Origin of the sequence: Pseudomonas fluorescens Q2-87 (assembly GCF_000281895.1) — a bacterium.
Lineage (GTDB): Bacteria > Pseudomonadota > Gammaproteobacteria > Pseudomonadales > Pseudomonadaceae > Aquipseudomonas > Aquipseudomonas fluorescens_S.
In genome coordinates this window covers 339,462-364,901 of the sequence record NZ_CM001558.1, presented here as the reverse complement: position 1 = coordinate 364,901, position 25,440 = coordinate 339,462, and the positions used below count along the sequence as shown (strand labels likewise).

The window sequence follows — 25,440 nt, the reverse complement described above, 5'->3', positions numbered from 1 at the left end:
CAGGCATGGCAAGCTACGCGGCTCCAGAGGATCGACTTCATGCGCCCGTCCCACCGCACGACCTTGCTTGCCAGCCTGCTCGCCCTCGGATGCGCCGTCGTGTTGTGGATGGCCTACGACTGGTTCCAGGGACGTTTCCTGCGGGCCTTCAGCCAACATACGGCGGTGTTTTCCGGCGATCCACTGCGCCTGCCCGCCGACCTCGCCGGCCCCGGCCCGATCCGTCTCGTGCATTTCTGGGACCCGGCCTGCCCGTGCAACGTTGGCAATCAACAACACCTTTCCGAGCTGGTCGATAAATACCTGCCGCAAGGCGTCGAGTTCTATGCCGTACAAAAGACCGGCAGCCAGGGCCAATTACCGGCCACGCTGACGCGCCTCAAACCTCTCGCCGCGCTGCCCGGCTCGAACCAGATCCCCGCCAGCCCAGCCGTGGCGATCTGGGATCACAGCGGCGAACTGGCGTATTTCGGCCCTTACAGCGAAGGCCTGACCTGCAACTCGAGCAACAGCTTCATCGAACCGATTCTCGAGGCGTTGAGCGTTGGCCGGGCGGTCAATGCAACCCACACTTTGGCGGTGGGCTGCTATTGCCCGTGGTCGACTTCCACCCCATGAACCCGGTCGCCCACGAGCAGCACCATTGCGGTTTTTCATCCCTGGCAGTCGTAAACCGTTAGAGCAATTGCTCGCTATTAGAGCTGCTGCTCCAATTGCTTGCCGATGCTGAACCGTTTGTCGGATCCAATCCTGCCCAAATGAGGCCGATACGCTTCCTTAACGGCCTGTTCGCCAGAGAACCCGGGGTTGTGCAGGCTTATCGGAGTTTCCTGAGCGTCCGCTGAATCGATTAACAGACGCCTCCAAGCATGAACTTTTTTTAATCGCTTCTCTAAACCTCGGTACCAGCAAAATGTTGATTTCTGTGCAGTCGCGCGGCGGCGCTCTATCGAGGATCTTGTAAACGCCTTTTCATCGTCCTACTCGTCGACCTTCCTAAACTAAACAAAAAATGGAATCGTCAGTGATGCAAAAGCTGCTATGCGCTGCACTTTCCAACACCCATAAAGAAGATGCGCTCAACCTCGAGGCGTTTGTCCAAAGCGTGGCGCCGCTCATGATCGACGTGCTTCTGCGCGGTGAGACCGGCACTGGCAAGGATACGCTGGCAGAGAAAATCCACCGGATGTCCGGCTGCTCCGGCAAGTTCGTGGCCATCAACTGCGCCGCTATCCCCGAATCCCTGGCGGAAAGCCAACTCTTCGGCGCCAACACTGGCGCGTTCACCGGGGTCAGCCAAAATCGCGCCGGATTCGTCGAAGCCGCACATAACGGCACGCTATACCTCGACGAAATCGACAGCATGCCCTTGTCGCTGCAAGCCAAGCTGTTGCGTGTCCTGGAGTCCAGGACGGTCCAGCGACTGGGTTCGACTCAGAACATTCCAGTGAACATGCGGGTGATCGCCTCCGCCCAGTGCCCGTTGGGAGAGATGGTCGAGCGGGGTGAATTTCGCCGCGATCTGTATTTCCGCCTGAACATCATCAGCCTCAAGCTGCCTCCGCTGCGCAGCCGGAAGGAGCGCATCGTGCCGCTGTTCCAGTCGCTGGTACGCCGCGAGGCGCTGGCGCTTGACCGGCCCTATATCGCACCTTCGCCAGAGCTGTTGCGCCAGTTACTCGGCTACTCGTGGCCTGGAAACATTCGCGAGTTGCAATCCGCCGCCAAGCGATACGTGCTGGGCTTGCCGCCGTTGCCCCGCGCCGAACCACTGGAACACAGCAGTTCCACCCTCAAGCTGAAGGAACACCTGCAGCAGTTCGAGAAAATCCTCATCGAGGACTGCATGCGCCGCCACCATCACTGCATCGACAAGGTCATCGCCGAACTGGGTATCGCCAGGCGCACGCTGTATTACCGGATGAAGTGCCTGCAAATATCGACGAGTCAACTGGATCGGTGTGGAACCGTTTAGGTCCCCGCCACCACTTACCCGTCGAGACGCTCACGATCGTCTCGCCATTCCACAATCTGGAGATACGACTATGAGTTTTGGTGGACTTTCTCTCGCCGCCTCGACGGCTGCCATGCAGCAGATGGACGCTACCTCGGCTGCGATGACAACCATGAAATCCGAGTTCGACCAGAAAAAACTGGTCGCCGACACCATGAACGCCATCGCGGCCGGCTCGATGGACACCGCGACCAAAGCCATCACGGCCATGGGGGAGGCCTCGAAGAACATACGATTCTGACACCACGCTCCAGACCCCGCCCTGGCGGGGTAACCCCAAGCGCGATGAGAGGAGGCGCCATGCACATCGACTTGCTGAACAGCCTTCGTTCGTCCGAGGACCTGCCACCTGACGCATCCACGCGGCGCCCGGCCCCGGCCTCGCAAGGCCTGGCGAGCGTGGTCGTCGAGCACCTGACACATCATGCGGCCAGCGACCGGTTGAAGGAGTCGCTTGCGCAATGGGGCAGCGAGCATGGCACGGCGTCAGGCCGGTCCCAGCAAGATTGGCGAGGCTCGCAGAACAGCTTGGCGCCAGAGACGGCGAATCCCTTGCACCTTGTGCTGCAAGACATCCTGGAAGAGATCAACGGCGGCACCGGTTCCAATCTCAACGTCGATATCGATGATGCCTACTCCGACGAAGATCTGTTCGACGACCTGGCGCAGATGTTCGCCCATCGCCGGCAGCCCATCGGCGATAACGATGTCGACAGCCAGAGCGAGTTCGGCAATGCCAACAACCCTTTCTGCGGCGCACTGTTCGGTGCCTGGGAAATGGACGGTGGCCCCGCCACCCTGCGCGATCGCAACAGTGCGAACCTGTTGCTGCTGCTAAAGCTCATTGCGGTCCTGGGTCGTCGCAAATTACTGACGCTGCTGGACATCGACGAAAGCGACGGCCGGGCGCGCCATGAGCCAGACGACCGGGACCTGCTGTTGGAAATCGCAGCATTCATGGACCAGCATCCCGCGCGATATCCGCCCCCTGCGGCTTTCAGCGCCGAGCCGTGGACATGGACCCTACGTATTGCCCAGGGCTCATGGCTCGATGCCCATGAGGCCCGCCTGTTTCAACTCGCCCTGGAACAACTGGACTTCGCACTGGCCCGCCTGGCCGGCCAGCACGCTCCGATGCGTCGGCGCGGCAAACGGAGCCGGGAAGAAATCGAGTTTCACCTGAGCGTCACCGGTAGCGCTCGCAACGTCTTGAGACTGATGTGCGTCTGAAGCCCCCCTGCAATGAATCCGTTCGGCACTGGAGAAAACCCCATGGAAATACAAGCCATCGATACCAGCAACCTCGCTTCTGCTTCTGCCAAGGCCACCGCCCGGCCAAACGGCGGCGCCGAAGCCAGTGACGTCCATTGGTTCAACGCGCAGATGCGCGACAAGCCACCCGTCCCGGACAGCGAGAACAATGTCGCGGCAAGGATCATCGACTCGTTGTCGAGCCGCTCCGGCGAACTGCAGCGGCTCGATGATCGCGCCAACCGAGACATGCTCAAGGCCGTCCGCACCGCAGACCCACAGGACATGTTGCAGTCGAACCGGTCCTTGTCAGCGTTTCAACTGGAAAGCCTGATGACCGCGAAGATGGTCAGCAAAGGCTCCCAGGCGATCGAGAAGCTCACCAATCTTCAATAAAGGAAGGCTCGGTCATGTGCATGCGTGCGCTCTCCACACTGCTGCTGTGTCTGCTGCTCAACGGTTGCGACGAGCGAGCGGCGCTGCATAGCCGCCTCTCCGAGCAAGATGCCAACGAAGTGATCGCTGAACTGGCGGACAAGAGCATCGAGGCCAGCAAGCAAGCCGACAAGGAAGGGCTGACCGTGCTGGTTGAGCCGGCCGACATGAACAGCGCCGTTCATGTGCTCGAAGCCGCGGGCCTGCCTCGTCGCTCGCGCTCCAGCCTGGGTGAAATCTTCCGCAAGGAGGGGGTCATTTCCACGCCGATGGAAGAACGTGCCCGCTATATCTATGCGCTGTCCCAGGAACTCGAATCGACGCTTTCACAGATCGACGGCGTGGTGCTCGCCCGCGTCCATGTGGTCCTGCCGGAACGGGTTGCACCGGGTGAGCCGGTGCAGCCAGCATCGGCCTCGGTATTCATCAAGCACACCCGTGCCCTGGACCCCGACAGTATTACGCCGCGTGTGCGCAACCTGGTCGCCAGCGGGATCCCCGGCATGGCCGACGCCGCCCAGAACGCGAGCAAGTTGTCGGTGGTGTTCGTGCCCACGGCGCCGTATCAGGAACGTCGCAAGATGGCTTACTTCGGCCCCTTTCTCATGCAGGCGGATGACGTCGGCTATTGGCGGGCGATGACCGTGGCGGCGAGCATCACGTTGCTGGCCTTGCTGCTGGGCGGCGTGTTCGGCCTCTACAGGCTATGGCGCAAAGGTGTGTGGGTGCTGCCAGGATTTCTGGAACGCAAGCTCGCCAAGCCGACCATGACCGCCTCCTCACCGCATGGCAGCACGACGCCTCCGCTCTTTGCAGTGAAATCTCCGGGCGCCAAGCCGGATAGCAAGGGAAGCGCCGCATGAGCACGGCGCTTGAGTGGGCTCGTTGGTGGAGTCAGGCGTGGCGCGAGGCAGACAGTGACTGGTATCCGCCGACGCTTTGCCTGCTGAGCGCGGCGCACCTCGACGCCCTGGCCCGAGGGCATCATGGCGCAATTGCGCGCAGCTTCGGCATCACCCCTTGTCTGCCACCACAGCCCAACCCGGCAGTGCAGTCGTTGCTCTGCGGCACTCCCCAGGCCTTGCCCCTGGCCTGCGAACTGGTGGCAACTACCTGCTCGCCATTGACCGCAACGGATGCGCTTTCGCCGCAAGATCGAGCCTGGTGCGAACGCACCGCCAAAGCCTTGCGCCCGGGCCACTGGCTGGAACAAGGCCAGGACCCGCTCGCCTTGTTGCGTGCCTGGCTGGGGGAGCGGACCTGGGAACGCGCGCGCCTGGCCTTCCCTCGCGCCCGGATCATTGCCCTCCAATCCTTACCAGCGCCACAACCGCCGGCTTCCAAGCTCAACACACTGTGGCTGTCCGCATGCTGGAAAGCCGAGCAAAGCCTGGCAATCCGCGCCCCTGTCGAAACGGAGACACACGATGTTCGCTCGGCGTTCGCTTGAACTGCGCCCCAATGGCCAGGGCTTGTTGCAGCCCTATATCGCACGCGAGACCCTGGCCGATTGCACCCGCGCGCAAGTCGTCATTGAACAGGCCCAGGCCCAGGCCGCTCAGTTGCTTGAGCGCGCCGCCGAAGAGGCCGACGCGGTGGTGCTCCAAGCCCAGGCTCAATTCTGGAACAACGCCGAGACCGTGCTCGCCGCGTGGGACGCCCAACGCCAGGCCATGTGGGAGCGGATCGAGACAAGTGCCGCGCAGCTGGTCAACGAAGCCTTGGGGACGCTATTGGACGATATCCCGGATCAGGCGCGCATCGATGCGCTCGTACGCCAGCTTGCCTATCGCCAGAACGACCCGGTCAGCGCCACCCTTCGCTGTCATCCCGAGGACCTGGCGCACCTGACGCAGAGCCTGGGCAGCGATGACCGACGCCCCTGGACGCCAGTGGCAGACGCCGACATGGCGCGGTATCAACTGAAACTGGAAACACCGGGCGGCACGTTCCTGCTCGACTGGAGCACCGCCGTCGAAGCACTACGCCTGCCCGAACCACACCAGTAATCGGACTTGCTCGCTCCCACAGGGGGTTTCAAGTCATTTACACCGTGGCGAGGGAGCTTGCTCCCGCTGGGGCGCGAAGCGGCCCTCAAGTCAGCCGACTCGGTCATTCAGATACACCGCTTGCTCTGGTTTGGGGCTGCTACGCAGCCCAGCGGGAGCAAGCTCCCTCGCCACGGGAATATGCACTTCTCAAGCGAGCGACATCCTGTGGGAGCGAGCTTGCTCCCGCTGGGGCGCGAAGCGGCCCTCAAGCCAGCCGACTCGGTTATTCAGATACACCGCATGCCCTGTGTGGGGCTGCTGCGCAGCCCAGCGGGAGCAAGCTCCCTCGCCACGGGAATATGTACTTCTCAAGCGAGCGACATCCTGTGGGAGCGGGCTTGCTCGCGAAGGCGGTAGTCCATCCAACAGCGGTGCAAGCTGAGCCACCGCTATCGCGAGCGAGCTTGCGCCTGAGGGATTGCGACTGTCGCGGAACCGCTGTGGGGGTCATCGCCACTCATACGGTGAATATGCCCAGCCAGGAGGAACCGTCCATGTCTTCTACCGATGCCGTCCAGCGCCGCCTCGACACCTATTTCCAGCGCGCCACCGACAACGTCAACGACGCGGCGATGAATGCCGCAGACACTCAGTCGCTCGACGATATGCATGCCTTCGTCACCAGCATGAACGGCATGTCCGTCGCGGTGAACGCGGCCACCCAGCAAACCACCGCCCACCATAACCTCGCCAAGGCGATCATCGATGCAATGCCATGAGCTGCGCGCGCAGCTCATGCGCTGGAGCACCAGTGGCGATGAACCGGAGGCCTTCGCCCTGATCGTCGACGATGGCGAAGCGACCTTCAGCAAGCTCGAAGAGACCCTGCTGGTTTCGGTCGAGCTGAGCCCGTCATGGGCCAACGGGGCTTCCCTGGAAGGGCTGCTTCGGCTGGCACACCCAAGCCTTTCACGATTTCCCGGTGCGCTGGCCCTTTCACCGCAGGACGGCCGGTTATGGCTGATGGCGCAACAGTCTCCCGGCTGGCACATCGACGACCTGATCGAGATGCTCGAAGCGCTGCTCAACCAGCGCGACACATGGCAGTCGATCCTCAACAAAGACCAACGTGCCGTTGCGGCGCCTGTGGCGCGACGCCCCTCGCACTCTCCCCTCCTCGGAACAGGAATCCGACATGCCTAACAGGTGGCTTACGCCGTACCGCTTGATGACCGAAGGCAAGGCACGCCTTCGCCAGTTGATCGCACGCCAGTGGGCGAGACCTTCACTCATGGCGCTGGCATTGGCCGGCACGCTTGGCCTGGGTATGCCGGCACAGGCAGCCGTGCCGACCGACTGGAAGAATACGCCCTACGCCTATGACGCCCAGAACACGCCGCTGGCCAAGGTACTCGGTGACTTCGCCAATACCTTCGCGGTGCAGTTGGTGATCGACGGCACCGTCAAAGGCACCGTCGAGGGCCGGATGCGCGCCGAAAGCCCCCAGGCGTTTCTCGACAGGCTCGGCCTGGAAAATCGTTTCCAGTGGTTCGTGTACGGCAACACCTTGTACGTCAGCCCGCTGCAAAACCAAGACTCCATGCGCCTGGAAGTCTCCGCCGATGCCGGTCCGGACATGAAACAGGCCCTGACCGACATCGGCCTGCTGGACCCGCGTTTTGGCTGGGGTGAATTGCCCGACGAAGGCGTCGTACTGGTCTCGGGCCCGGAGCGCTACGTGCGCCTGGTGGCGCAGTTTGCCGAGGCGCGCAAGACCCCGGAAGAGAAGCAGGAAGTCATCAGCTTCCCGCTGCGCTACGCCACCGCCGCCGACCGCAACGTCAAGTACCGGGGCGAGACACTGGTCATTCCCGGCGTCGCGAGCATCCTCAGGGGGTTGCTGGAAACCCGCAGTTCCGCGACGGGAGGCATGCAAACGGCTTCGCCGCAAGCGTCGTTCCAGAACATGCAGAACCATCAATCCCTGGCGATGGGCAATATCGAACAGTTGGCATTCAGCGGCATGGGCCGACCGAACACCAACCGGGTCCAACCCGTCGGGCACGGTGGTGGAGGTGGCCGAGGCAAGATCCGGGTCGAAGCCGACGTGCGCAACAATGCGGTGCTCATCTACGACGCGCCCAAGCGGAGGGAAATCTACACGCCGCTGATCCGCGACGTGGACGTGCCGCGCAAGCTGGTGGAAATCGACGCGATCATTCTGGACATCGACCGCACTCAACTGGCCGAACTGGCTTCGAACTGGAACGTCGAGAGCGGCGATCTGATTGGCGGGGCCTCGATGATTCGCCCTGGCGCCAGCTCGACGGTATTCATTCAGGACTACGGCGACTTCTCTGCACAACTGCGGGCACTGGAGGGGCGTGGCCTGGCCTCGGTGGTGGCGAATCCGTCAGTGTTGACCTTGGAAAACCAGCCAGCGGTGATTGACTTCAGCCGCACCGAATACCTCTCCGCCATCGGTGAACGCGTGGCCAACATCGAACCCATCACAGCAGGCACCAGCCTGCAGGTGGTACCCCATGCCATCGAAACCGGGGGTCGCAACCAGATCCAGATGTCCCTGGACATCGAAGACGGTCGCATCGAACCCTCGGAGGTTGGCCAGCAGACACCCAGCGTGCGCCGGGGCGTGGTCAGCACCCAGGCGGTCATGGGCGAAAGCCGCTCGTTGGTCGTGGGCGGTTTTCATACCGAAGAGACCGGCGACAACCTGGAACGGGTGCCGTGGCTGGGTCGTATCCCGCTGATCGGCCCGCTGCTGTTTTCTTCGACTACGCGCCAGACCAACCGCCGCGAACGGGTGTTCATCATCACACCACGCCTGATCGGCGACCAGGTCGACCCGGCCCGCTACATTTCCGCCCTGGACCGCGAACAGGTCGACAGCGCCATGGCGCGCCTGGAAGAGCGACGCAACGGCAACCGACCCGTCGGTCGGCTGGAGGTCAGCGACGTGCTGGCCCAACTCGCCGATGGTCATGTCCCGGCAACGTTCAAACAAGCGTCATCGATTCCGTACTCGCCCGATACGCTTTGCGCCTTGCCACCCGGATTAACGCTGGATGCGGCACGGGCCCAATGGTTTGCGGGCCCCGATTATGGAATCGCCGTGGGCGTGGTCCGCAATGACGGCCAGCAGCGTCTGCGCTTCGACGAGGCAAGCTGCAGCAGTCGCTGGTCCATGGCCGCCTCCGCCTGGCCGAAGGTGTGGCTTGAGCCCAGCGAGGAAACCGAAGTGTTCGTGGTGATGAAACAACCCGCTCGCACGCCTGCCGGTGAGCGCCCTTCCCTCCTGCAAACCCGTGCGAGGACCACGCCATGAATCGCCCATCACTGCTGTTCGTTCTACTACTGAGCCTGCCCGTGTTCGCCGGTTGTGCGAGCCGCTCGGGCTGCCACGGCGAGGCCTGTGATCGTGCCGAGCCCGACAGCGGCCGACTGGTGATCTGGTGGTCGCCCGGTATGCGTGGCGGCCTTGGCTCTCCTGAACACCCGCTCGACCATACAGTCGTCCCACTGGAGAACTGAAACGCCATGTCTTTTTCGGTACACAGCGTAAGCACTCGCCAGGCTTTTCAGAAAAACATCATGGCCGGCATCGCGACGTATTGGGAAATTGCTCCCGGCATTGAATTCAGCCTGCGACGCGAGCCGCACAGCGTGGGGCTCGCCTTGCAGATACAAAGCCAGGCGCTGCATGCGAACCAGATCCAACGGGCACTGGAGCGGCGCTTCGCCAACCCGACGGAGTACGCCCAATTGTTCGTATTTCTCGATCCACAGCGAGCGCTGGTGGTTTGGCATGCTCTGCCGGACTCGTCGATATCCACTGAACTGCTCGATCAAATCCAGTCCCGGCAGTTGTCGCTGCTGGGCCTGGAAGACCTCGACGACTACTCAGCCACTTATTGAGGGAGGTGTTCAATGACCGTCGCACCGCTAGCCCAGCATTTGATCTCGGCCCTCGCGGAACATCTGCACGCGGACTTGCAACTGGAAGGTGGCGTATGCGCGCTGTATGACACAAACAACCGCGAAGCCGTGGTCATCGAACTACCCGACCTCGGCGACGCCGTCATTCTTCATTGCTCGATCGATGTACCGGCCCACGCGCCCGGCCTGCACAAGCGCTTGCTGGAGCTCAATTTCCGCTTGGACCTGCTCGGCGGCAGCTGGCTGGCGCTGGACGATAAGGGCAGCGTTCGCCTTTGTGCCCATTGCCCGTTGTCGATGCTCGATGAGGCGCGGTTCTGCCATTGGATCGTGGGCTTCGTTGACCAGGTCGCCGAGGTTCGTACACGCCTGATGACCCCCGCGACGCCCGGTGGTCCACGCCCGGCTTCGCTCAACACAAACCGCACGCGGCTGGGTTAAGCGGCCACGGCATGAATGCCTTCCGACCCCGCTGGGCAACGCCCACGGGACCGAAAGGCACCGCCGGACGTTAACGAAGCTTCATGGCTTCTCCGCCCTCCTGCATGACTTTCCTCGCGCTGTCCATAAAGCCCTTGGTGACTTCTGTCACCGTATCGCTCATCAATTTGGCCATGTCGGCGGAGCTTTTAACCAGCACCATGGCGCTCTGGCGCTCTTCCATCCGCATCTGCATATCGAACTGCCTTTCCATCAACTGCTTTTGACGGGTTTCCATCTCGCTCATGAAGGAGTCCGGAGTGCGAGATGCCGAAGTGGGGCTGGAGGTTGACGCGTCATCCAGCGGTTGAGTGTCATTCGGCGCCGCCGCGTGGCTGGCATCCCGCGTCCGGGTGCGACCGCGTTGATGCACCGCCGGAGGCGTCGATGATGAACGTCCGCGGCCGTGCAGGCTTTGGGTGCCTTGGCGCTGCTGCGCCTCGCGGGGGCGTTGGCTCAGCGAGGGTGAGCGCGATGGCGATAAGCTGTCGATGCCGTGCAGGGCACCTGCGCGCCCCACGGGGCTCGTCAGGGAATTGGGTTCAGGCATGGGAATCCTCCACGAGTCGATGTCTGTGTGATGGGCACTGTCGGCAGGCCGGTATCCTCCGGACGAGCCTGGCTCACTACCTGAGTGGCAACCGCATGTGCATCGGTTCCATCGCCTCAGCGCAGATTCAATTCCGGAATCTCGATCACCTCCCCCTTGGCCTCATCGTCCAGCTCGCGCAGCACCCGATAAATGTGCGCAACCGCCTGCAGCGTTTCCCTGGGGATATAGCCACCGACGTCCTCGCGATAGATCGTGCGCGCCAGCCAGATGCATTGAATCACCGGAACCCGCGCCGCCTTGGCCCGCTCGATCAGCGCACGGGCCTCGGCATCGACACCTTTGACGATGAGCTGTGGCAGCGCGGTCTCTTCCGGCCGATACAACAACGCGACGGCAAAGTGGGTGGGGTTGACCACCAGCATGTCGGCATCTTCCACCGGCTTGGTCTCTTTGCTGGCGGGCTGCTCGACCCATTGCCGAGCCAGGCTGCGGCGATGCATCTTGACGTGAGGATCGCCTTCCATTTCCTTGAATTCCTTGCGCACCTCCTCCTCGCTCATGCGCAGGCGCTTGGCAAAGAAGTACTTCTGCAGGCCGAAATCGAGAATCGCCAGCACCAGCAACACACCCAGGCAAACGTGCATGATGTGCCGGAACAGACTGGCCAGGCCGCGCCAATAGGTGTGGAGGTCGCTGTTGACCAAACCGATCAGCGACCCGAGCGACGGCAGGGTCACCAGATAAAGCACCATGGCGATGAACGCCGCCTTTACCAGGCCCATCAGCAAATGGATCAACGCCTGGCCGGAGACCATTTGCTTGGCCTGGTTCAGCGGATTCAGACGGTTGGGGTCGGGTTGAAGGGCCTCCGGGGCGAACAGGAAGCCGAACTGCATCCAACCGGCCACCAGGCGCGTGACGATCGCCAGCCCTACGGTCATCAAGGTGAAACTGAGCAACACCCCACCGGCATGAGCCAGGGTCTCCTCGAACGCACGCACGAACCCGACATCCAGCCGGCGCAGCGGGAACGCCACCATGTCTTGCAGCGTCTGCATGCTGTCTTCGGCCTGCGTCAACGCCACCTCGGTGATGACTGCCAGCACCAGCAGGCTGCTCAGGTCCTGGCTCTGGCCGACCTGGCCTTTGTTGCGCGCGTCGCGAATTTTCTTCGGCGTCGCGCGCTTGGTCTTTTCACCGCTATCGTCGCTCATGGACGGAGCCCTCCATCAGGGTGCCTGCAACAGCAGGTGAAGCAGGTGCCGGATTTCCGAGTAGCGACCGAGACGGCCGGTCATCGCATCCCACAACGTGGGCAGGTAGAACAACAGGAAGCCCAAGCCGATCAGGCTCTTGGCCGGCATGGCAAGGACAAACACCTGCAATTGCGGGCTGTACAGGCTAAGCAGCGCCAGGCTGAATTCCACCAGCAACAGCAAGCCAATGAACGGCGCCGCATACAGCATCATGTGCATGAACATCTCGGCGATTATCCCCAGGAACACACCGAAGCCATCCGCTCCGGGCAACGGGAACCAGGCGGTGGGCGCCCACACTAGGTAGCTGTCCCAGATCACCTGCGTCAGCGTGCCAATGCCCAGCGTGGCGACCAGCAGCAGGATGGTCATTTCCTTGAACAGATGGCCCAGGGGCGTGGTGTCAGCGCCCAGCGCCGGGTTCAATTGGCCACCGATGAGGGCGCCGCGCTGGTTGTCCAGCAACGCACCTACCGATTCATACAGCCAGAACGGCACGGCGAGCAGCACCCCGAGCAAGAAACCCAACACCAGTTCCTTGAACATCAGCCCACCGAGTGACAGCCAGTTGACCTTTGCGTCGATCAAGGCCTGGCGGATGCCGGGCGCTGGCAACATGCTCAAGGCAAATACCACGGCATGACGCGGCAAGCCTCGCAGATGCTGGAAGCAGAACACCGGCACCAGGTAGGCGACCGGGTAAATGCGCGCCATACCGAGCGCTATCGACAGCAGCAAGTCGACATAGGGGATGAACGCCTGGGCCGTCATCAGGTGTTGGCCATCATTTCGAACGCCCGGCGCAACAACCCCAACAACTCCCCGCCGATCCAGCGTCCCGTTACCAGCAGGGTCAGCCCGACCGCCACCAGCTTGATACCGAAGGGCAAGGTCTGGTCCTGGATCTGCATCAGTGCCTGGACCAGCGAGGTCAGCACGCCGACGATCACCGCCACGATCAACGGCGGCGCAGAGAGCAGGACCACCAGCAACATGCCTTCCTTGAATAACGTCAGCGCATCCATCGCAGGTCCTCAAAGATAGGAATAGAAGAGGCTGTCGAGCAACTGCGTCCAGCCCTGCACAAGGACAAAGATCAGCAACTTGAGCGGCAACGAAATGGTCATGGGCGCGACCATCTGCATACCGAGCGCCAGCAGCAGGTTGGACACGATCAGGTCTATGACGATGAACGGGATGTAGATCAGGAACCCCATCTGGAAACCGGCTTCGAGCTCCGACAACATGAACGCTGGGATGAGCAGCATCAGGTCGTCACGGCTGGCCTGCTCGGCGCGCTCCTTGGGCCACATGCGCTGGGTGTTCTCCAGCAGGTGCGCAAGGATGTCCGGGTTGGTATTGCGCGACATGAAGGCTTGCAGCGGCTTGACTGCGTTCAAGGCCGTCTCCTGCAAGGCCTCGCTGTTGCTGAAATCCAGTGGCCGTTCCTTGAGCGCTTCGGCGATGTTGTGGCCGACCGGTGCCATGATGAACAGCGTCGCGGCCAGCGCAATCGCATACAGCGCCATGTTCGGCGGCACCTGCTGCACGCCGATGGCGTTGCGGGTGATCGTCAATACGATGGCGATCTTGAGAAAGGCACTGCAAATGATCAGCAGCAGCGGCACCAGCGAGATCCCACCGATGAACAGCGCCAGCAGAAAGGGGTCGACCCCCTGGAAACTCATCCAGCCACATCCACGCGGGCGACTTGCAGGCCCAGCCGGCCATCGACCTCCACCAACTCGCCATGGGCCAGGGCACGTTCGCCATAGAACAGCGCCCCGCCTCCTGGAGCCATGCCTTGCACTTGCAGCACGGCACCGGGCGCCAGGTTGCGCAGTTCGGCCAAGGTCAGGCTCAAGTGACCGCAGCGTATCGTGAGTGCCAGCGGCAGGTCATCGAAGCGCTCGTTGGCATCGACGGCGATCGGTTCGGCCATCACCTCGGCCGGGGTATCGGCAGCTAGCGATACCGGATGCGCTGCCGCCTCGTCGGCTTGGGCATCGGGTTCGTATCGGGCGGTATCGTCCCAGTCGGGCGTCAGGATATCGGTATCGGTGGTGGTGCTCATAACGGTCTCCTCCAGAGCGAATACGGTCAGGCGCAACGGCGCGGTACGGCTTTGCACGCACACCTGCAAACAATGCCGGCCCAAGTGGATCAGTCCCTGGCCGGACGAATCGAACAACGCTGTTTCCGGCACCAATACGTCACCGGGGCGCAGCGCCGCCAACTGCCCGGCGGGCAGTGCCAACTGGCCCACCAGTAACGGCACGCGTAGCTCAAGGCCCTCGATCCAAGGTGTTGCACGGCGTTGCCAGGGAGCGCCACGGAGCAGCGCCAGCAGGATCGATCCGGCAATTTCCAGATGACTGACGACGCACGCCGTCCCCAGCCTCACTTCGAGCCGACAGCCGATGCCAGGGGCGCTGGGCGTGGCCACCGGTTTGAGATAACCGAATGCCTGACGCAGGGTCTCGCTCAGGGTTTGATGAAACAGCGCCCAGAACCACGCGTCATCCGGCCCGGGGTCGGCAGGCAGCACCACCGGGCACTCACCGAACAGACTCAACACCGCGCCGGGCTCGCTCAGGGTGAAAACGCCATGGGCGCATTCCAGCACACAGGGCGCTGCGCCCTCGGGGCCGCTGCCCAGGGTCAGCTCCAGCAGCCCGGTCTCGCCGGCAACCTCGAAGGGCAAGCTGACGCCTATCCCTAAAAGCTGCCGGGCGCTGGCGTCCTCGGTGCGGATACGCGGTAGCGGTAACGCGCGGACGGTCATGTCAGGCTTTCCTCTTTTTCGCGCTCCACGCGCACGATCACTCGCTGGCCCAAGCCCTGGGTCAAGGCGTCTTCGAGGCGGCCGGAGCGACTCGACAGTCGCGCCTGTGCCTCATCGCTTTCGCCACTCAGGCCGATGTCCCAACCCGACGCCCCGCCCAAGCGCCGTGCGGCCACCCGGATGCGGCCCAGATTCGGCAGATGCAGCAGCAGGTCCAGTTGCTGGTCGAGCGTGGCCTGCAAGCGTGGCGTGAGCTGGTCGACGAAGGCCTCCACGTCGCCACCCTCCAGGCTCAACCGCCCAGACAGAGAACCGGTACCTGCGGTGTCATCTTGCGAGTCGCCCTGTGGCGCATCGACCCACTGGCGAAACCAGTAGCTGTCGCTGCGCCCCACCGTGCCATCAGGATCGCGCCCAGCACCCGGCGCAGGCTCGCGCGCCGCTGGCCGCGTCGCCCGACTGACCTGGACGGGCGGCGGCTCACAGGCCCGAAACGGATGCCGGACGGGGGGCGTCGAAGGTTCGTGACGGGGCGTCGACCCACTGCCCACGGTGCATTCATTCATCACAGGGAATCTCCACGAGGCTCTCCATCAATGCCTTGAGCTTTTCCAGGTCACGCCGGCGTCGTTGCAACTGCTGTTGGGCGGCTTCGGTGTTGCGGGCCTGTTGCGCCTGTTGCTCATCCAACACCTGCACGGCACGCGCCTGCTCGGCCAACTCGCCGATCAAGCGACGCTCCTGCGTGCCCCAGGCTTTCAATTGGCTCGCACTTACCGCCCGCCCCCGATGTTCGTCGTACAACGCCTCGCGCTGCGCCGCCTGCCGTTCAGCGGCGGCCTGCCATTGCGCCCGCGCGGCAACCAGCGCCGCTTCCCGCTCGCGCAAAAGGTCGCGCTGCTGGTGCCATACCCGTTCAGCTTGCGCTTCGCGGTGGCGGCGCACGGGCGCCAGGGCGTTCAGGTCAGCCCGGGACATAGGCGGTCAACTGCTGGAGATGATCGAGCGTGGACGCAAACAGCGCAGGCTCGCGCAGGTCCTGGCGCAGGAACGCATCCAGGGCACCACGCGACTCCACGGCAAGGTCGGTCAGCGGGTCGGCGCCGGCTTGGTATTCGCCCAGGCGCAGCATCAATTCGATTTGCTCATAGGCCGATAGCAGCCGACGCAGATTGATGCCCGCCCGCAGGTGCTCCGCCTCGGCTACGTTGGCCAGGGTTCGCGACAGGCTCGCCAGCACGTCGATCGCCGGGTAATGGCCGCGCTCGGCGAGCTTTCGTGACAGCACGATGTGACCGTCAAGCAAAGAACGCACTTCGTCCGCCACCGGATCGTTCATCGAGTCCTGCTCGATTAGCACCGTATACAGGGCGGTGATGGCGCCTTCGTTGGTCAGCCCGGCCCGCTCGACCAGGCGCGGCAGCAGGCTGTAGACCGACGGAGGCAGGCCACCGCGCCCCAACGGTTCGCCTGCGGCCAAGCCGATTTCCCGTTGGGCGCGGGCGAACCGGGTCAGCGAATCGATGAGCAGCAGCACGCGTTGGCCGCGGGCGCGAAAGCCCTCGGCCAATGCCGTGGCGGTAAACGCCGCGCGGGCGCGTTCCATGCTGGAACGGTCGGAGGTGGCACACACCAGGACGGCACGGGCACGGAGCTCATCGTCGAGTTCGTGGTCGAGGAACTCGCGCAGTTCACGACCACGCTCGCCGATCAGGCCGAACACGATGACGTCGCAGTCAACGTTGCGGGCGATCTCCGCCAGCAGCGTGGTCTTGCCGCAACCGGCACCGGCGAACAAGCCCACACGCTGGCCTTCGCCGAGCGTCAGCGGGCCGTCGATGGCCCGCACACCGGTCATCAAGGGCCGCTGGATGCGCGGCCTTGCGGTGGGCGCCGGGGCCTCGCCAATCACCACCGACGCGTGCAACACATGTGCATCGGCGAACGCTCCCGCACCGCCGTCTACGAGCGGCCGACCGAACCCATCCAGCACTTGGCCGAGCAATTGCGGCCCCACGCATACCCGATGCGGCATGCCCAGCGGTTCCACCGCCGCCCCAACCCGCACGCCTTCCAGGCCACCGAGGGCGCTGAGCAGAGCGTCGTGCTGATCGAAGCCGACGATCTCAGCCAGCAGCGATTCCCGTGCATCGCGCTCGACCCGGCACAGGTCGCCGATCTGTGCCCCAGGCAGGCGGCATTGCAACAATATGCCGCTGACCCGCTGCACCCGCCCGCGCACCACGACCGGCGCGAACCGACGCAAATGGACGCGCTGCCTGGTTTCCCAGTCCTCAAGGCGGGCGATGGCCGCCTGCGTCATCACCAGGTGACCTCGTAGCGTTGATCACCCTCGAAAACGACCTTGCCGCTGTCGATCGAGGTCAAGCGCAGGCCATCGATCTGGTCCCCCAGAAACAGCCGGCGCCCATCCGACGTGACGACATGGCCGCGCTTGCCGCCCACGATCTGGGCAATCTGAAAGGGCAGTTGCGTCAGGTGTTCCTTCACATTGGCCGTCAGGGTGACCGGCGTGTCATAGCGGTCATTGAAGCGCTCGATCAATCGCTCGACCACCGCCAGGCGTTGACGTGGCAGTTCACCCACCAGCACGAGCCGATCGTTATCCACCTCGACCCGCACGCCCGCGTCCAGATCACGCTCTTGCAGCATGCGGTCAAGCTCCAGGCGCACCGCCTCGACATTGTCCAATGTCACCTTGACGCGCTTGAGGGGCTGGGCCGGGCTGCGGTCCACGGTCTGCGTCGGTTGACTGGTGAATGCCCAGGCGCTGGAGGCAACGGTGATCACCGTCGCGGCGATCGCCAGGCGCTTGGGCCATGACGGCCGCGCGGCGGGCTTGAGGGTTTCCTGGCTCGCACCGATCGGGGCAGCGTCATCGAGCACCGCCTCGGACGGCCAAGGCTGATCGGCCAGGGCCAGGCACAACCAGACACCCGCCACCGAAAACGGCGTGTTGGCCTGTAGCACCTGAGGCTCGCCCTCGGTATCGCCCACCGTGCCCTCCAACCGATCCAACAGCCACTCGCCCTGTCTCTGGCTCAGGCGTACGTGACGGGCGCAGATACCCGGATCGTAAAGCGCCAGGTCGGCATCCTCCGCCGCTCCGACAACCCACTGCTCGCCCACCAGCGGCAATGCCGCGCCTTGATGCAGACCACTCAATACCCGCAGTTCGAACATGGCCAAGTCCTCAAAGGGGCGACCGATGTTCGCCCTCAATCCGGTTGTACGGCGGGGCTCTCGCGCCCCCCTTCTCCTGTCACAGCCAGGCCGTCGAACGCACCTGGATTTGCATCGTTGCGCGACGACGGTCCCGACGCGCCAAGCCCGTCCGTTACGCGGCTTCCTCCACTCGCAAGTGTTCCTGTTCGAGATCGAAACGACCCAGCACGTTGACCTGGGCGTTGCTGTGCAACTCGCTGAAGGCCAGCACCGGGACGTGATTGAATTCGTCACGCAGCAAATCACGCAGCGGTGCGCGCAGGTCCTGGGCCACCAGCAGCACGGCCACGCGCCTGGCACGCAACGGAAAGCCTTCGCGCAACTGCATCACCAAGGCACGGGTATGCAGGCTTTCCAAGGCAAAAAAGGTTTCTGTCTGGGTCTGGCGCAGCGCGTCGCGCAACAGCCCCTCGGTTTCCGGCGTCAGCAGCCACACGTGCAGGCCCGCTTCGTCGCGGTACTGGTGATAGATTTGCGACTTCAGGGCGATGCGCGCGTAGTCGGTCAACGCACCGACGTCACGCTCATGCTGCCCATGTTCGATCAAGGACTCGGCGATCAGGCGCACCGCGCGCAGCGGAACACCCTCCCCGGCCAGGCGCTGCAACACGGCGGCAAAACGGGCCAACGGCATGGTTCGCTGCAGTTCCTGCACCAGCTCCGGCTGGCCGGCTTCGAGCCAACTGAGAATCGACTTGCTTTCCTGAAGCCCGAGGAATTGCGGCCCCGTGGCAAACATGGCACGGCTCATCCGTTCCACCAGCAACTCGGCTGCCGACACTGCCTCCACGCGTTCGTCCGCCAGCAGCGGGTCATCTGGCGCCAGCCACAACCACTGGTGCTCGTCACGGACCTCGCTGCCTACTCGCGCATCGCTAGGCTCGAACGGCAGCGGCCCACGTGCCACGGCGACACGCTCTCCAAAGGTAGCCCGCAACATCGGCACTTCATGCACGCAGAACCGAAACTCGTCATCCTCCAGCGTGGCGCTGTACTCGATCTCGAAGGGTGGCAAGGTCAGGCCGAAGCCGGCCACCAATCCATTGCGCTTCTTGCGGATGGCCTGGATGACGTCTTCGGCCGCAGCGTTGCCTTCCATCGCTTTGGAAAACTGCAGCAGATAGGCACGGGTTGGGTCGAAGCTGCGCAGGTCTTCAGCGCCGTTGTGTTCGGGAGCCACGACATCCGTCGGCTGGTCGCCCCGGCGAGCTTCACGCGCGCGTGAATACAATTGGACGATGCCTGTGGTACCGGTGATCAGGGCGATCACGATGAACACCAGCGTGGGCATGCCGGGCAAGGCGGCAAAGCCGAGCATCCCCACCGAAGCGATCACCCAGGCCTTGGGTTCGGCGGTCAATTGCTTGGCGATTTCCTTGCCAACGCTGCTACCCGCCGGCTGCCCTTCCGGCGATACCCGGGTAATGATCATGCCGGCGGTCAGGGAAATCAGCAGTGCCGGAATTTGCGCGATCAAACCATCGCCGATGGTCAGCACGGCATACAAGTGCATCGATTCGGAGGCGCCGAGGTCGTGTTGCAGCATCCCCACCGAGAAACCACCGATGAGGTTGATCACCACGATCACCAGGCCGGCGATGGCGTCGCCCTTGACGAACTTCATCGCCCCGTCCATCGCACCGAACAGTTGGCTTTCCTTGTTCAGCTCTTCGCGACGCCGGCGGGCTTCGCTGACATCGATCAGGTTTGCACGCAGGTCGCTGTCGATGGACATCTGTTTGCCCGGCAAGGCGTCCAGGGTAAAACGCGCCGCCACTTCGGCGACCCGCTCGGAGCCCTTGGTAATCACCAGGAAGTTGACCACCGTCAGAATAAGAAAGATGACCAACCCGACCGCCAGGTTGCCTCCCACCACAAAATTGCCGAACGCCTGAACGATATGGCCGGCGTCGCCCTGGAGCAGGATCAATCGTGTGGTTGCCACCGACAGCGCCAACCGGAACAGCGTGGTCAGCAGCAGCACCGCCGGAAACGAGGAAAACGCCAGCGGCCGGGGCAGGTACAGCGAGAGCACGATCAGCAGGCAGGAGATGCAGATGTTGATTGCGATCAGCGCATCGACCACCGAGGTCGGCAAAGGCAGGATCAACATGAATACAATGCCGAGCACCACGAACGCCCCGACCACTTCGACGCGACGCACTGCTTCACCGGCCACTTTGTTCAACAGGGCGATCATGGGCGGCCCCCGATGACCGGGCGGGCGGTCTGTGTGCGGGGTTCGCCCCGGGAACGCTCATCGAGCAATACCAGCAGGTTCTTCAGCGCGGTCTGACGGCTCTTGCCATCGCGCCACAGGGCCACGGGCATGCGCTTGAGCATCGGGTACAACCCGTTCAGGCAAACCAATTGATCCCGCTCCAGTTCGCCACCCAATTCCCGACCGATGCGGCGTACTTCCGCCGAAGACAGGCCACTGCTGACGAATCCCAGCATGCGCTGGAGCAACAGCACGGCCGTGAGCTGGCTGGCCGGACAGCTGTAGGCCAACTGTTCCAGCAACTGGCGGCAACTTTGCAGCACGCTGCTGAGCTGGGTCGAGGCAGCCAGGCCAATCAGCAGCGTGCGCAGCAGGGCGGTTGGCCGCGAAGGTGTCTGCGCGGCGATGTCGTCCGCCAGCGCCCGACGCATCATGTCCAGCCCCGAAACGAATGCCGCTTCGCCGAACAGTCCCAGCAACGCCTGCATCATGGTGGGCAACGACTGCTTGAGCACCACCGTGTCGTAATAGAGTCGCCTGACCGCCTGGCGCAGCTCGGGGTCACCGCCCGAAGCACGCAGCGCTTCGGCGATGTTCATGCCCGCCTGGATTTGTGCGCCATAGCGTTCGCGCAACAGCTGCAGGTAATCGCGCGCACGCCTGGCTTCGACGAGGCGGCCTTGCGCCTCGGCATCACGCAACGCTTGCTGCAGGATCAGGTCGGTACGGGCCGGATCACCACCGGTGGCCTGTACCACCTCTTCGAGCACCGGCTCGCCATTCAATAGTATGCCGGCCTGGGCAGCCATCGCCCCGAGGCTCTGCTTGCCAGGATGACCGAGCTGGTCGTACCACTCTTCCAGCTGCTCACGCGTCTCGACCCGCGCCTGCCCCACCTCGCTGCGGGCGTTGCGAATACGCCGCTGGCTCAGCGCCTTGGTGTTGCGCTCCACATGATGGCTGAAGGTCATGCCGACTTCCTCCATCGAGTTGGACTGCACGGCCTGCAACGTTTCGCCAGGCCTGCCCAGGCCCGCCACCGCCGAAGCGGCCTGGGCAAGATTGACGGCAATGCGCGTATTGATCGGTGCTTCTACTTTCATGATGGCCGCGAGCGTGGTTTGGGACGCTCAGTGGGTGGCGGCGAGTGCGCATTGAGTTCCATCCCTGCACAGCCTTTTGCGCAGGCCTCCAGCGGCGACGACACACAGACCCTTGAGCCGATCCTCGTCCGTGCAAATTAGTGCAGCGGATCTTGTAGCCGCTGCGCAGCCCTTTGCACCGAACGCGTGTTTAAAGACAGATAAAACCCTTGTTTATCAGATAGATAAAAATAAACAGAGGTATGGCACAGCTCCTGCTGAAGGGGTCAGGTCGACCTTGCTGTCGACGCTATGGAATCCATTCAGAGGGATACATCAATGAGCAGTCTGAACCTCATGACACCCCCAGGGACCGTCCGATCCGGCGCCCGCGCAACCAGCTTCGTCTTCGGCGAAGAACGCAAGCTGCGTCTGTTTGTGCAAAAACGTGTACTCAACCAGGACGACGCCGACGACATCGTCCAACTCACCTATCTGGAAGCCTGGCGCAACCAGGAGAAATTCAAGGGCTTGGCAAAGCCGGACACCTGGCTGTGTGGCATCGCCCTCAACCTCATCCGCAATCATTTTCGGCGCTTCTACGCACAACCGCCGCTGAGTACCTTCGATGAAAGCGAGTTCATCGAATCCAGCGACGGCACCGATCTGAGCCAGCAGTGCGAACACCGTCGACTGTTGGACCGCACGCTGTTGGCCATGGATGCGCTGCCCAAGGACATGCGCGATACGCTGTGGACCGCCGTGGACACCGAGAGCAGTTATCGCGACGCCGCCGAGCGACTGGGCGTGCCCATCGGCACCGTGCGCTCCAGGTTGTTTCGCGCCCGCGAACAACTCAAGCGAAGCGTCTACGGGGAGGTACAGCCATGACCGGCAATCGTTTGAACAACCGGCCCGACCTGCCGCGCGGTGTGCGCCGTTTCACCCCTGATGACTTGCCGGTGATGACGGATATCTTCAACGAAAGCGCTCTGGGAGGGACCAGTTCTCCGGTACTCAGAGCGTTTTCCCTGAAGGAAATGACCTTCTTCGTCGACTGTTTCGTCAAGGAAGGGGATCCGATCTACGTACTCGAACGGGGGGGCGAAGTCATCGCCTGGTTGATCGTCAACCGCTTCAGCTGGGGCGCCCAGGCCTGCCGATTGACCGGCGAAGTGTCGATCTACGTACGCAACGACCACATCGGAAGCGGCGTTGGCATTCGCCTCGGCCAGGCCGCCGTCACCTTGGCCAAGCGTTATGGTTTCGAGACGCTGGTGGCCTGGATCATCGAGCATAACGAGGCGAGCAAACGCGGCGTGCAAGGCCTGGGCGCAACGCTGTGGGGCCGCTTTCCCGGCATCGCGCGGTTCGGCGACACCCGTGCGGACGTGGTGCTCTATGGCTTGCAACTGACGCCAAGCGACACTGCGCCGGCCAAGCCCCTCGTGCAAAGGCAAGACGCGCAGGCCAGCCTGGCGTGAACCTGCGGCTCGCCCGGCGGTTGGCCGGGCGGGCCGTATTTTTCAGCTTTCGCGCCCATCCCGTTTCTTGAGGTGGGCGCCTCCTGGCGTCTCATCGCGCGTTGCGATTGCGTCAGTCCACTGACCAGCACACCGGCAGCGCTTGCGGGCCCCTGAAATTGGGAACGTAGCGCCAGCGTATGGCGCCGGGGTCAACGGCCAATTGCAAGCCGGGACATCGCCGCAGCAGTGTGCTCAAGGCAATCTCCAACTCTTGCCTGGCCAGCGAGGCACCCAGGCAGTAGTGGATACCTTTGCCGAACGCCATGTGCGGACAAGCCGGGCGAGCGACGTCGAGTGTGCCAGGATTTGCACACAGCGCTTCGTCACGGTTGGCCGAGCCCACCACCGCAACCAGCAGTTGCCCGCGTTGCAAATGTTGGCCGGCCAGGACGGTGTCGCGGGTGACGAAGCGCACCATTGCCCGTTCCACCGACGAGTCATAACGCAAGAACTCCTCGACCGCGTTGGGCATCAGTGCCGGCTCGTCACGCAAGCGCGCCAGCGCCCTGGGGTGTTGCAAGAGCATGTGGACGGCGTTGCCAATCATCGACGCCGAGGTCTCGTGGCCGGCGATGATGAGCAGCGCGATCATGCTGCACAGCTCACTTCGGCTGAGCATCCGGCCTTCTTCCTCGACTTGTGCCAGCGCCGAAATCATATCGTTGGTCGGTTGCGCCCGGCGCTGATCGATCAAGGCGAGCATGTAGGCGGCGAATTCACTGTAGCAACGCTGCAATTGACTCAAGTCCTGCCCGACCTGTTGGACGATCATCTGCGACCAGCGGCGAAAATCGTCCCGGTCTTGAGCGGGGACACCGAGCAGTTCGGCGATGACAATGATCGACAGGGGAAATGCGTATTCACTGACCACGTCCATCTGCCCGTTCGGCCCCACGGGGTCCAGCAACGTCTCGGCAATCTGCAGGATGCGCGGGCGCATGGCGTTGACCGCTTTGAGGGTGAAGGCCTTGTTGACCAAACGGCGCAACCTGCGATGGTCGTCCCCGTCGCGGTTGAGCATGTGGTCGTTAAGAAATGCGATGGATTGCTCGCCGCCGAGCATCGCCGCGAACTGTGGATCGATCCGTGACGGGTCACGGGCGAAGCGGTCGCTGTCGAGCAGCACCTCCTCGACTTCCCGGGCGCCGGTGACATACCAAATCGGCAATTGCCCCTCAGGCTGGCTGAGGAACACCGGAGAGGCCTCGCGCAGCGCCGCATAATGCCGATAAGCTTCGCCGCGAAACGCGTCGCTGTTCCAATCCAGGGTACGCTCGTAAGCCATGAACACTCTCCAAAGGCATGCATCGTTGCTCCTGAGTGGCACGGCTCGCCAAAAAAGATCCCTGGGGGAGCAAGTTCGCTCTCCACATGGGCGTCTAGCTGTCGATGAACCGTTTGCCCCGCCACGGTCACTCAAGGGAAAACACCATCCCTTCGTGGAGCTGACATGACGCGTGCACTTGCTATCCATGGCCAATGCGACACCCGCTTCGAACCGGTCAAAAAAGCTTTTACCCAGCTGATGCAAAGCCCCTTCGAACGCGGCGCCGCCTTGTGCATCCAGATTGACGGCGAAACCGTGATCGACCTCTGGGCCGGCATTGCCGGCCCAGAGCCGCAGAGCCATTGGCAACGCGACACACTGCTCAATCTGTTCTCCTGCACCAAGCCGTTCACGGCGGTGGCGATCATGCAACTGGTGGGCGAAGGACGCCTGGAGCTGGACGCGCCGATCTGTCATTACTGGCCCGATTTTGCCAACGCCGGCAAAGCATCCATCACCCTGCGTCAAGTGCTTTGTCACCGCGCCGGGCTCCCGGCGCTGCGCACGCCGTTGGCACCGGAAACCCTCTACGACTGGACCACCATGACGGACCTGATCGCCGAAGAGCATCCATGGGCGGCCGCAGGGGAACAGCAGACCTATTCGCCGTTACTGTTCGGCTGGATCCTCGGCGAATTGCTGCGCCGGGTGGACGGCCAGACACCGGCGCAGAGCATCTGCCAACGGGTGGCGGTGCCGCTCGGGCTGGATTTCCACCTCGGCCTGGACGATGCAGCCATCGCTCGATGCGCCTACATGGCACGCACCAAGGACGAGATCGACGACGAGGCCTTCGCCCGGGTGCTTCAGTTCGTGCTCAACGAACCGACCGCCATGAGCGCGCTGGCCTTCGCCAACCCGCCGATGGTGCTGGGACGCAGCAACGAAGCCGGCTGGAAGCGCATGACCCAACCGGCGGCCAACGGACACGGCAATGCCCGCAGCCTGGCGACGTTCTACGCGGGCCTGCTCGATGGACGGTTATTGGAGTCGCCGCTGCTCAACGAAATGTTGCGCGAGCACAGTGCGGGGTACGACCCGACCCTGCAGACCCCTGCGCGTTTCGGCCTGGGTGTCATGCTCAACCAACCGCATGTGGCGAACGGCAGCTACGGCATGGGGGCCGAGGCGTTCGGGCACATGGGCGCCGGTGGCACCATCGGCTTTGCCGACCCTGAGCGCGGGGTGGCGTTCGGCTTCGCCTGTAACACCATCGGTTCCTACGTCTTGATGGACCCTCGCGCACGAGGCCTGGCCAACGTCGCGATGGCCTGCCTCTGACTCAATGCGCGGTCTGCTCGGGGGTGGGCCTTGGC

Annotated in this window: 30 protein-coding genes; 17 read left to right on the top strand and 13 right to left on the bottom strand. The window is 63.2% G+C overall.

All coding sequences use genetic code 11. From position 1 onward, the window contains the following. The first annotated feature begins 39 nt into the window (after nucleotides 1-39). From PFLQ2_RS25700 to PFLQ2_RS25760, 14 genes are all read left to right on the top strand, one after another. Complete coding sequence (locus PFLQ2_RS25700; protein WP_003177443.1) at nucleotides 40-618, top strand: DUF6436 domain-containing protein; 579 nt, start codon at nucleotides 40-42, stop codon at nucleotides 616-618. 409 nt (nucleotides 619-1,027) lie between these two features. Next, entirely contained in the window at nucleotides 1,028-1,975 is a 948-nt protein-coding gene (locus tag PFLQ2_RS25705) for a sigma 54-interacting transcriptional regulator (protein WP_003177442.1), read from the top strand. A gap of 70 nt (nucleotides 1,976-2,045) precedes the next feature. Beyond that, nucleotides 2,046-2,255 (top strand): type III secretion apparatus protein RspA, encoded by a 210-nt coding sequence (locus tag PFLQ2_RS25710; protein ID WP_003177441.1) that lies wholly within the window; start codon nucleotides 2,046-2,048, stop codon nucleotides 2,253-2,255. Nucleotides 2,256-2,314: 59 nt separating this feature from the next. Continuing rightward, nucleotides 2,315-3,244: a type III secretion protein gene (locus tag PFLQ2_RS25715; RefSeq protein ID WP_003177440.1), complete on the top strand. Its 930-nt coding sequence runs from the start codon at nucleotides 2,315-2,317 to the stop codon at nucleotides 3,242-3,244. A 42-nt stretch (nucleotides 3,245-3,286) separates the two neighbouring features. Further along, entirely contained in the window at nucleotides 3,287-3,661 is a 375-nt protein-coding gene (sctI, locus tag PFLQ2_RS25720) for a type III secretion system inner rod subunit SctI (RefSeq protein ID WP_003177439.1), read from the top strand. Nucleotides 3,662-3,675: 14 nt separating this feature from the next. Next, entirely contained in the window at nucleotides 3,676-4,563 is an 888-nt protein-coding gene (gene sctJ, locus PFLQ2_RS25725) for a type III secretion system inner membrane ring lipoprotein SctJ (RefSeq protein WP_033045877.1), read from the top strand. Then, on the top strand, nucleotides 4,560-5,150 hold the full coding sequence (locus PFLQ2_RS25730; protein ID WP_003177437.1) for a hypothetical protein: 591 nt from the start codon (nucleotides 4,560-4,562) through the stop codon (nucleotides 5,148-5,150). Before sctJ ends, PFLQ2_RS25730 begins: the two co-directional genes overlap by 4 nt. Next, nucleotides 5,128-5,709: a type III secretion system stator protein SctL gene (sctL, locus tag PFLQ2_RS25735; RefSeq protein ID WP_003177436.1), complete on the top strand. Its 582-nt coding sequence runs from the start codon at nucleotides 5,128-5,130 to the stop codon at nucleotides 5,707-5,709. The genes PFLQ2_RS25730 and sctL overlap by 23 nt, the downstream gene beginning before the upstream one ends. 536 nt (nucleotides 5,710-6,245) lie before the next feature. Further along, entirely contained in the window at nucleotides 6,246-6,470 is a 225-nt protein-coding gene (locus PFLQ2_RS25740; RefSeq protein ID WP_003177435.1) for a type III secretion protein, read from the top strand. After that, nucleotides 6,457-6,894 carry a type III secretion system chaperone gene (locus tag PFLQ2_RS25745; RefSeq protein WP_003177434.1) on the top strand — a complete coding sequence of 146 codons (438 nt, stop codon included), beginning with the start codon at nucleotides 6,457-6,459 and terminating at the stop codon, nucleotides 6,892-6,894. The genes PFLQ2_RS25740 and PFLQ2_RS25745 overlap by 14 nt, the downstream gene beginning before the upstream one ends. After that, nucleotides 6,887-9,037 (top strand): type III secretion system outer membrane ring subunit SctC, encoded by a 2,151-nt coding sequence (gene sctC / locus PFLQ2_RS25750; protein WP_003177433.1) that lies wholly within the window; start codon nucleotides 6,887-6,889, stop codon nucleotides 9,035-9,037. Before PFLQ2_RS25745 ends, sctC begins: the two co-directional genes overlap by 8 nt. Further along, the gene (gene hrpT / locus PFLQ2_RS28460) at nucleotides 9,034-9,243 is read left to right on the top strand and encodes an HrpT family type III secretion system protein (protein ID WP_003177432.1); all 210 of its coding nucleotides are present in this window, start codon (nucleotides 9,034-9,036) and stop codon (nucleotides 9,241-9,243) included. The genes sctC and hrpT overlap by 4 nt, the downstream gene beginning before the upstream one ends. A 6-nt stretch (nucleotides 9,244-9,249) precedes the next feature. After that, nucleotides 9,250-9,627, top strand: coding sequence for a hypothetical protein (locus PFLQ2_RS25755; protein WP_003177431.1), 378 nt, complete (start codon nucleotides 9,250-9,252; stop codon nucleotides 9,625-9,627). Nucleotides 9,628-9,639: 12 nt separating this feature from the next. Continuing rightward, a complete protein-coding gene (locus PFLQ2_RS25760) occupies nucleotides 9,640-10,089 on the top strand; it encodes a type III secretion system chaperone (protein ID WP_003177430.1) in 450 nt (149 codons plus the stop codon). Nucleotides 10,090-10,159: 70 nt separating this feature from the next. Here the strand turns inward: PFLQ2_RS25760 and PFLQ2_RS30410 are convergent, their stop codons facing one another. The 12 genes from PFLQ2_RS30410 to PFLQ2_RS25815 form a co-directional block, all read right to left on the bottom strand. Then, nucleotides 10,160-10,678 carry a hypothetical protein gene (locus PFLQ2_RS30410; protein WP_003177429.1) on the bottom strand — a complete coding sequence of 173 codons (519 nt, stop codon included), beginning with the start codon at nucleotides 10,676-10,678 and terminating at the stop codon, nucleotides 10,160-10,162. A gap of 116 nt (nucleotides 10,679-10,794) precedes the next feature. Beyond that, nucleotides 10,795-11,895, bottom strand: coding sequence for a type III secretion system export apparatus subunit SctU (gene sctU, locus PFLQ2_RS25765; protein ID WP_003177428.1), 1,101 nt, complete (start codon nucleotides 11,893-11,895; stop codon nucleotides 10,795-10,797). A 15-nt stretch (nucleotides 11,896-11,910) separates the two neighbouring features. Then, nucleotides 11,911-12,708 carry a type III secretion system export apparatus subunit SctT gene (gene sctT, locus PFLQ2_RS25770; RefSeq protein WP_003177427.1) on the bottom strand — a complete coding sequence of 266 codons (798 nt, stop codon included), beginning with the start codon at nucleotides 12,706-12,708 and terminating at the stop codon, nucleotides 11,911-11,913. After that, nucleotides 12,708-12,962 carry a type III secretion system export apparatus subunit SctS gene (gene sctS, locus PFLQ2_RS25775; RefSeq protein WP_003177426.1) on the bottom strand — a complete coding sequence of 85 codons (255 nt, stop codon included), beginning with the start codon at nucleotides 12,960-12,962 and terminating at the stop codon, nucleotides 12,708-12,710. The genes sctT and sctS overlap by 1 nt, the downstream gene beginning before the upstream one ends. Before the next feature lie 9 nt (nucleotides 12,963-12,971). Next, nucleotides 12,972-13,625 carry a type III secretion system export apparatus subunit SctR gene (sctR, locus tag PFLQ2_RS25780; RefSeq protein ID WP_003177425.1) on the bottom strand — a complete coding sequence of 218 codons (654 nt, stop codon included), beginning with the start codon at nucleotides 13,623-13,625 and terminating at the stop codon, nucleotides 12,972-12,974. Further along, nucleotides 13,622-14,722: a type III secretion system cytoplasmic ring protein SctQ gene (gene sctQ, locus PFLQ2_RS25785; RefSeq protein ID WP_003177424.1), complete on the bottom strand. Its 1,101-nt coding sequence runs from the start codon at nucleotides 14,720-14,722 to the stop codon at nucleotides 13,622-13,624. Before sctQ ends, sctR begins: the two co-directional genes overlap by 4 nt. Further along, entirely contained in the window at nucleotides 14,719-15,288 is a 570-nt protein-coding gene (locus tag PFLQ2_RS25790) for a hypothetical protein (protein WP_003177423.1), read from the bottom strand. Before PFLQ2_RS25790 ends, sctQ begins: the two co-directional genes overlap by 4 nt. Beyond that, nucleotides 15,281-15,700: a hypothetical protein gene (locus PFLQ2_RS25795; RefSeq protein WP_003177422.1), complete on the bottom strand. Its 420-nt coding sequence runs from the start codon at nucleotides 15,698-15,700 to the stop codon at nucleotides 15,281-15,283. The genes PFLQ2_RS25790 and PFLQ2_RS25795 overlap by 8 nt, the downstream gene beginning before the upstream one ends. Continuing rightward, nucleotides 15,687-17,045, bottom strand: coding sequence for a FliI/YscN family ATPase (locus PFLQ2_RS25800; RefSeq protein ID WP_003177421.1), 1,359 nt, complete (start codon nucleotides 17,043-17,045; stop codon nucleotides 15,687-15,689). The genes PFLQ2_RS25795 and PFLQ2_RS25800 overlap by 14 nt, the downstream gene beginning before the upstream one ends. Next, a complete protein-coding gene (locus PFLQ2_RS25805; RefSeq protein ID WP_003177420.1) occupies nucleotides 17,045-17,926 on the bottom strand; it encodes an FHA domain-containing protein in 882 nt (293 codons plus the stop codon). Before PFLQ2_RS25805 ends, PFLQ2_RS25800 begins: the two co-directional genes overlap by 1 nt. Nucleotides 17,927-18,080: 154 nt before the next feature. Next, nucleotides 18,081-20,168, bottom strand: a complete 2,088-nt coding sequence (gene sctV, locus PFLQ2_RS25810; protein WP_003177419.1) for a type III secretion system export apparatus subunit SctV — start codon at nucleotides 20,166-20,168, stop codon at nucleotides 18,081-18,083. Continuing rightward, nucleotides 20,165-21,292 carry a TyeA family type III secretion system gatekeeper subunit gene (locus tag PFLQ2_RS25815; protein WP_003177418.1) on the bottom strand — a complete coding sequence of 376 codons (1,128 nt, stop codon included), beginning with the start codon at nucleotides 21,290-21,292 and terminating at the stop codon, nucleotides 20,165-20,167. The genes sctV and PFLQ2_RS25815 overlap by 4 nt, the downstream gene beginning before the upstream one ends. Nucleotides 21,293-21,610: 318 nt before the next feature. Between PFLQ2_RS25815 and PFLQ2_RS25820 the strand changes: the two genes are divergently transcribed. Together PFLQ2_RS25820 and PFLQ2_RS25825 are read left to right on the top strand one after the other, a co-directional pair. Beyond that, nucleotides 21,611-22,162, top strand: a complete 552-nt coding sequence (locus PFLQ2_RS25820) for an RNA polymerase sigma factor (RefSeq protein ID WP_003177417.1) — start codon at nucleotides 21,611-21,613, stop codon at nucleotides 22,160-22,162. Continuing rightward, nucleotides 22,159-22,755 (top strand): GNAT family N-acetyltransferase, encoded by a 597-nt coding sequence (locus PFLQ2_RS25825; RefSeq protein WP_003177416.1) that lies wholly within the window; start codon nucleotides 22,159-22,161, stop codon nucleotides 22,753-22,755. The genes PFLQ2_RS25820 and PFLQ2_RS25825 overlap by 4 nt, the downstream gene beginning before the upstream one ends. 112 nt (nucleotides 22,756-22,867) lie before the next feature. On the opposite strand, the gene PFLQ2_RS25830 is transcribed toward PFLQ2_RS25825, so the two are convergent. Further along, complete coding sequence (locus PFLQ2_RS25830; RefSeq protein WP_003177415.1) at nucleotides 22,868-24,082, bottom strand: cytochrome P450 family protein; 1,215 nt, start codon at nucleotides 24,080-24,082, stop codon at nucleotides 22,868-22,870. 165 nt (nucleotides 24,083-24,247) lie between these two features. Here PFLQ2_RS25830 and PFLQ2_RS25835 point away from each other — a divergent pair, with 165 nt between their 5' ends. Then, nucleotides 24,248-25,405 (top strand): EstA family serine hydrolase, encoded by a 1,158-nt coding sequence (locus PFLQ2_RS25835; protein WP_003177414.1) that lies wholly within the window; start codon nucleotides 24,248-24,250, stop codon nucleotides 25,403-25,405. The last annotated feature ends 35 nt before the right edge of the window (nucleotides 25,406-25,440 follow it).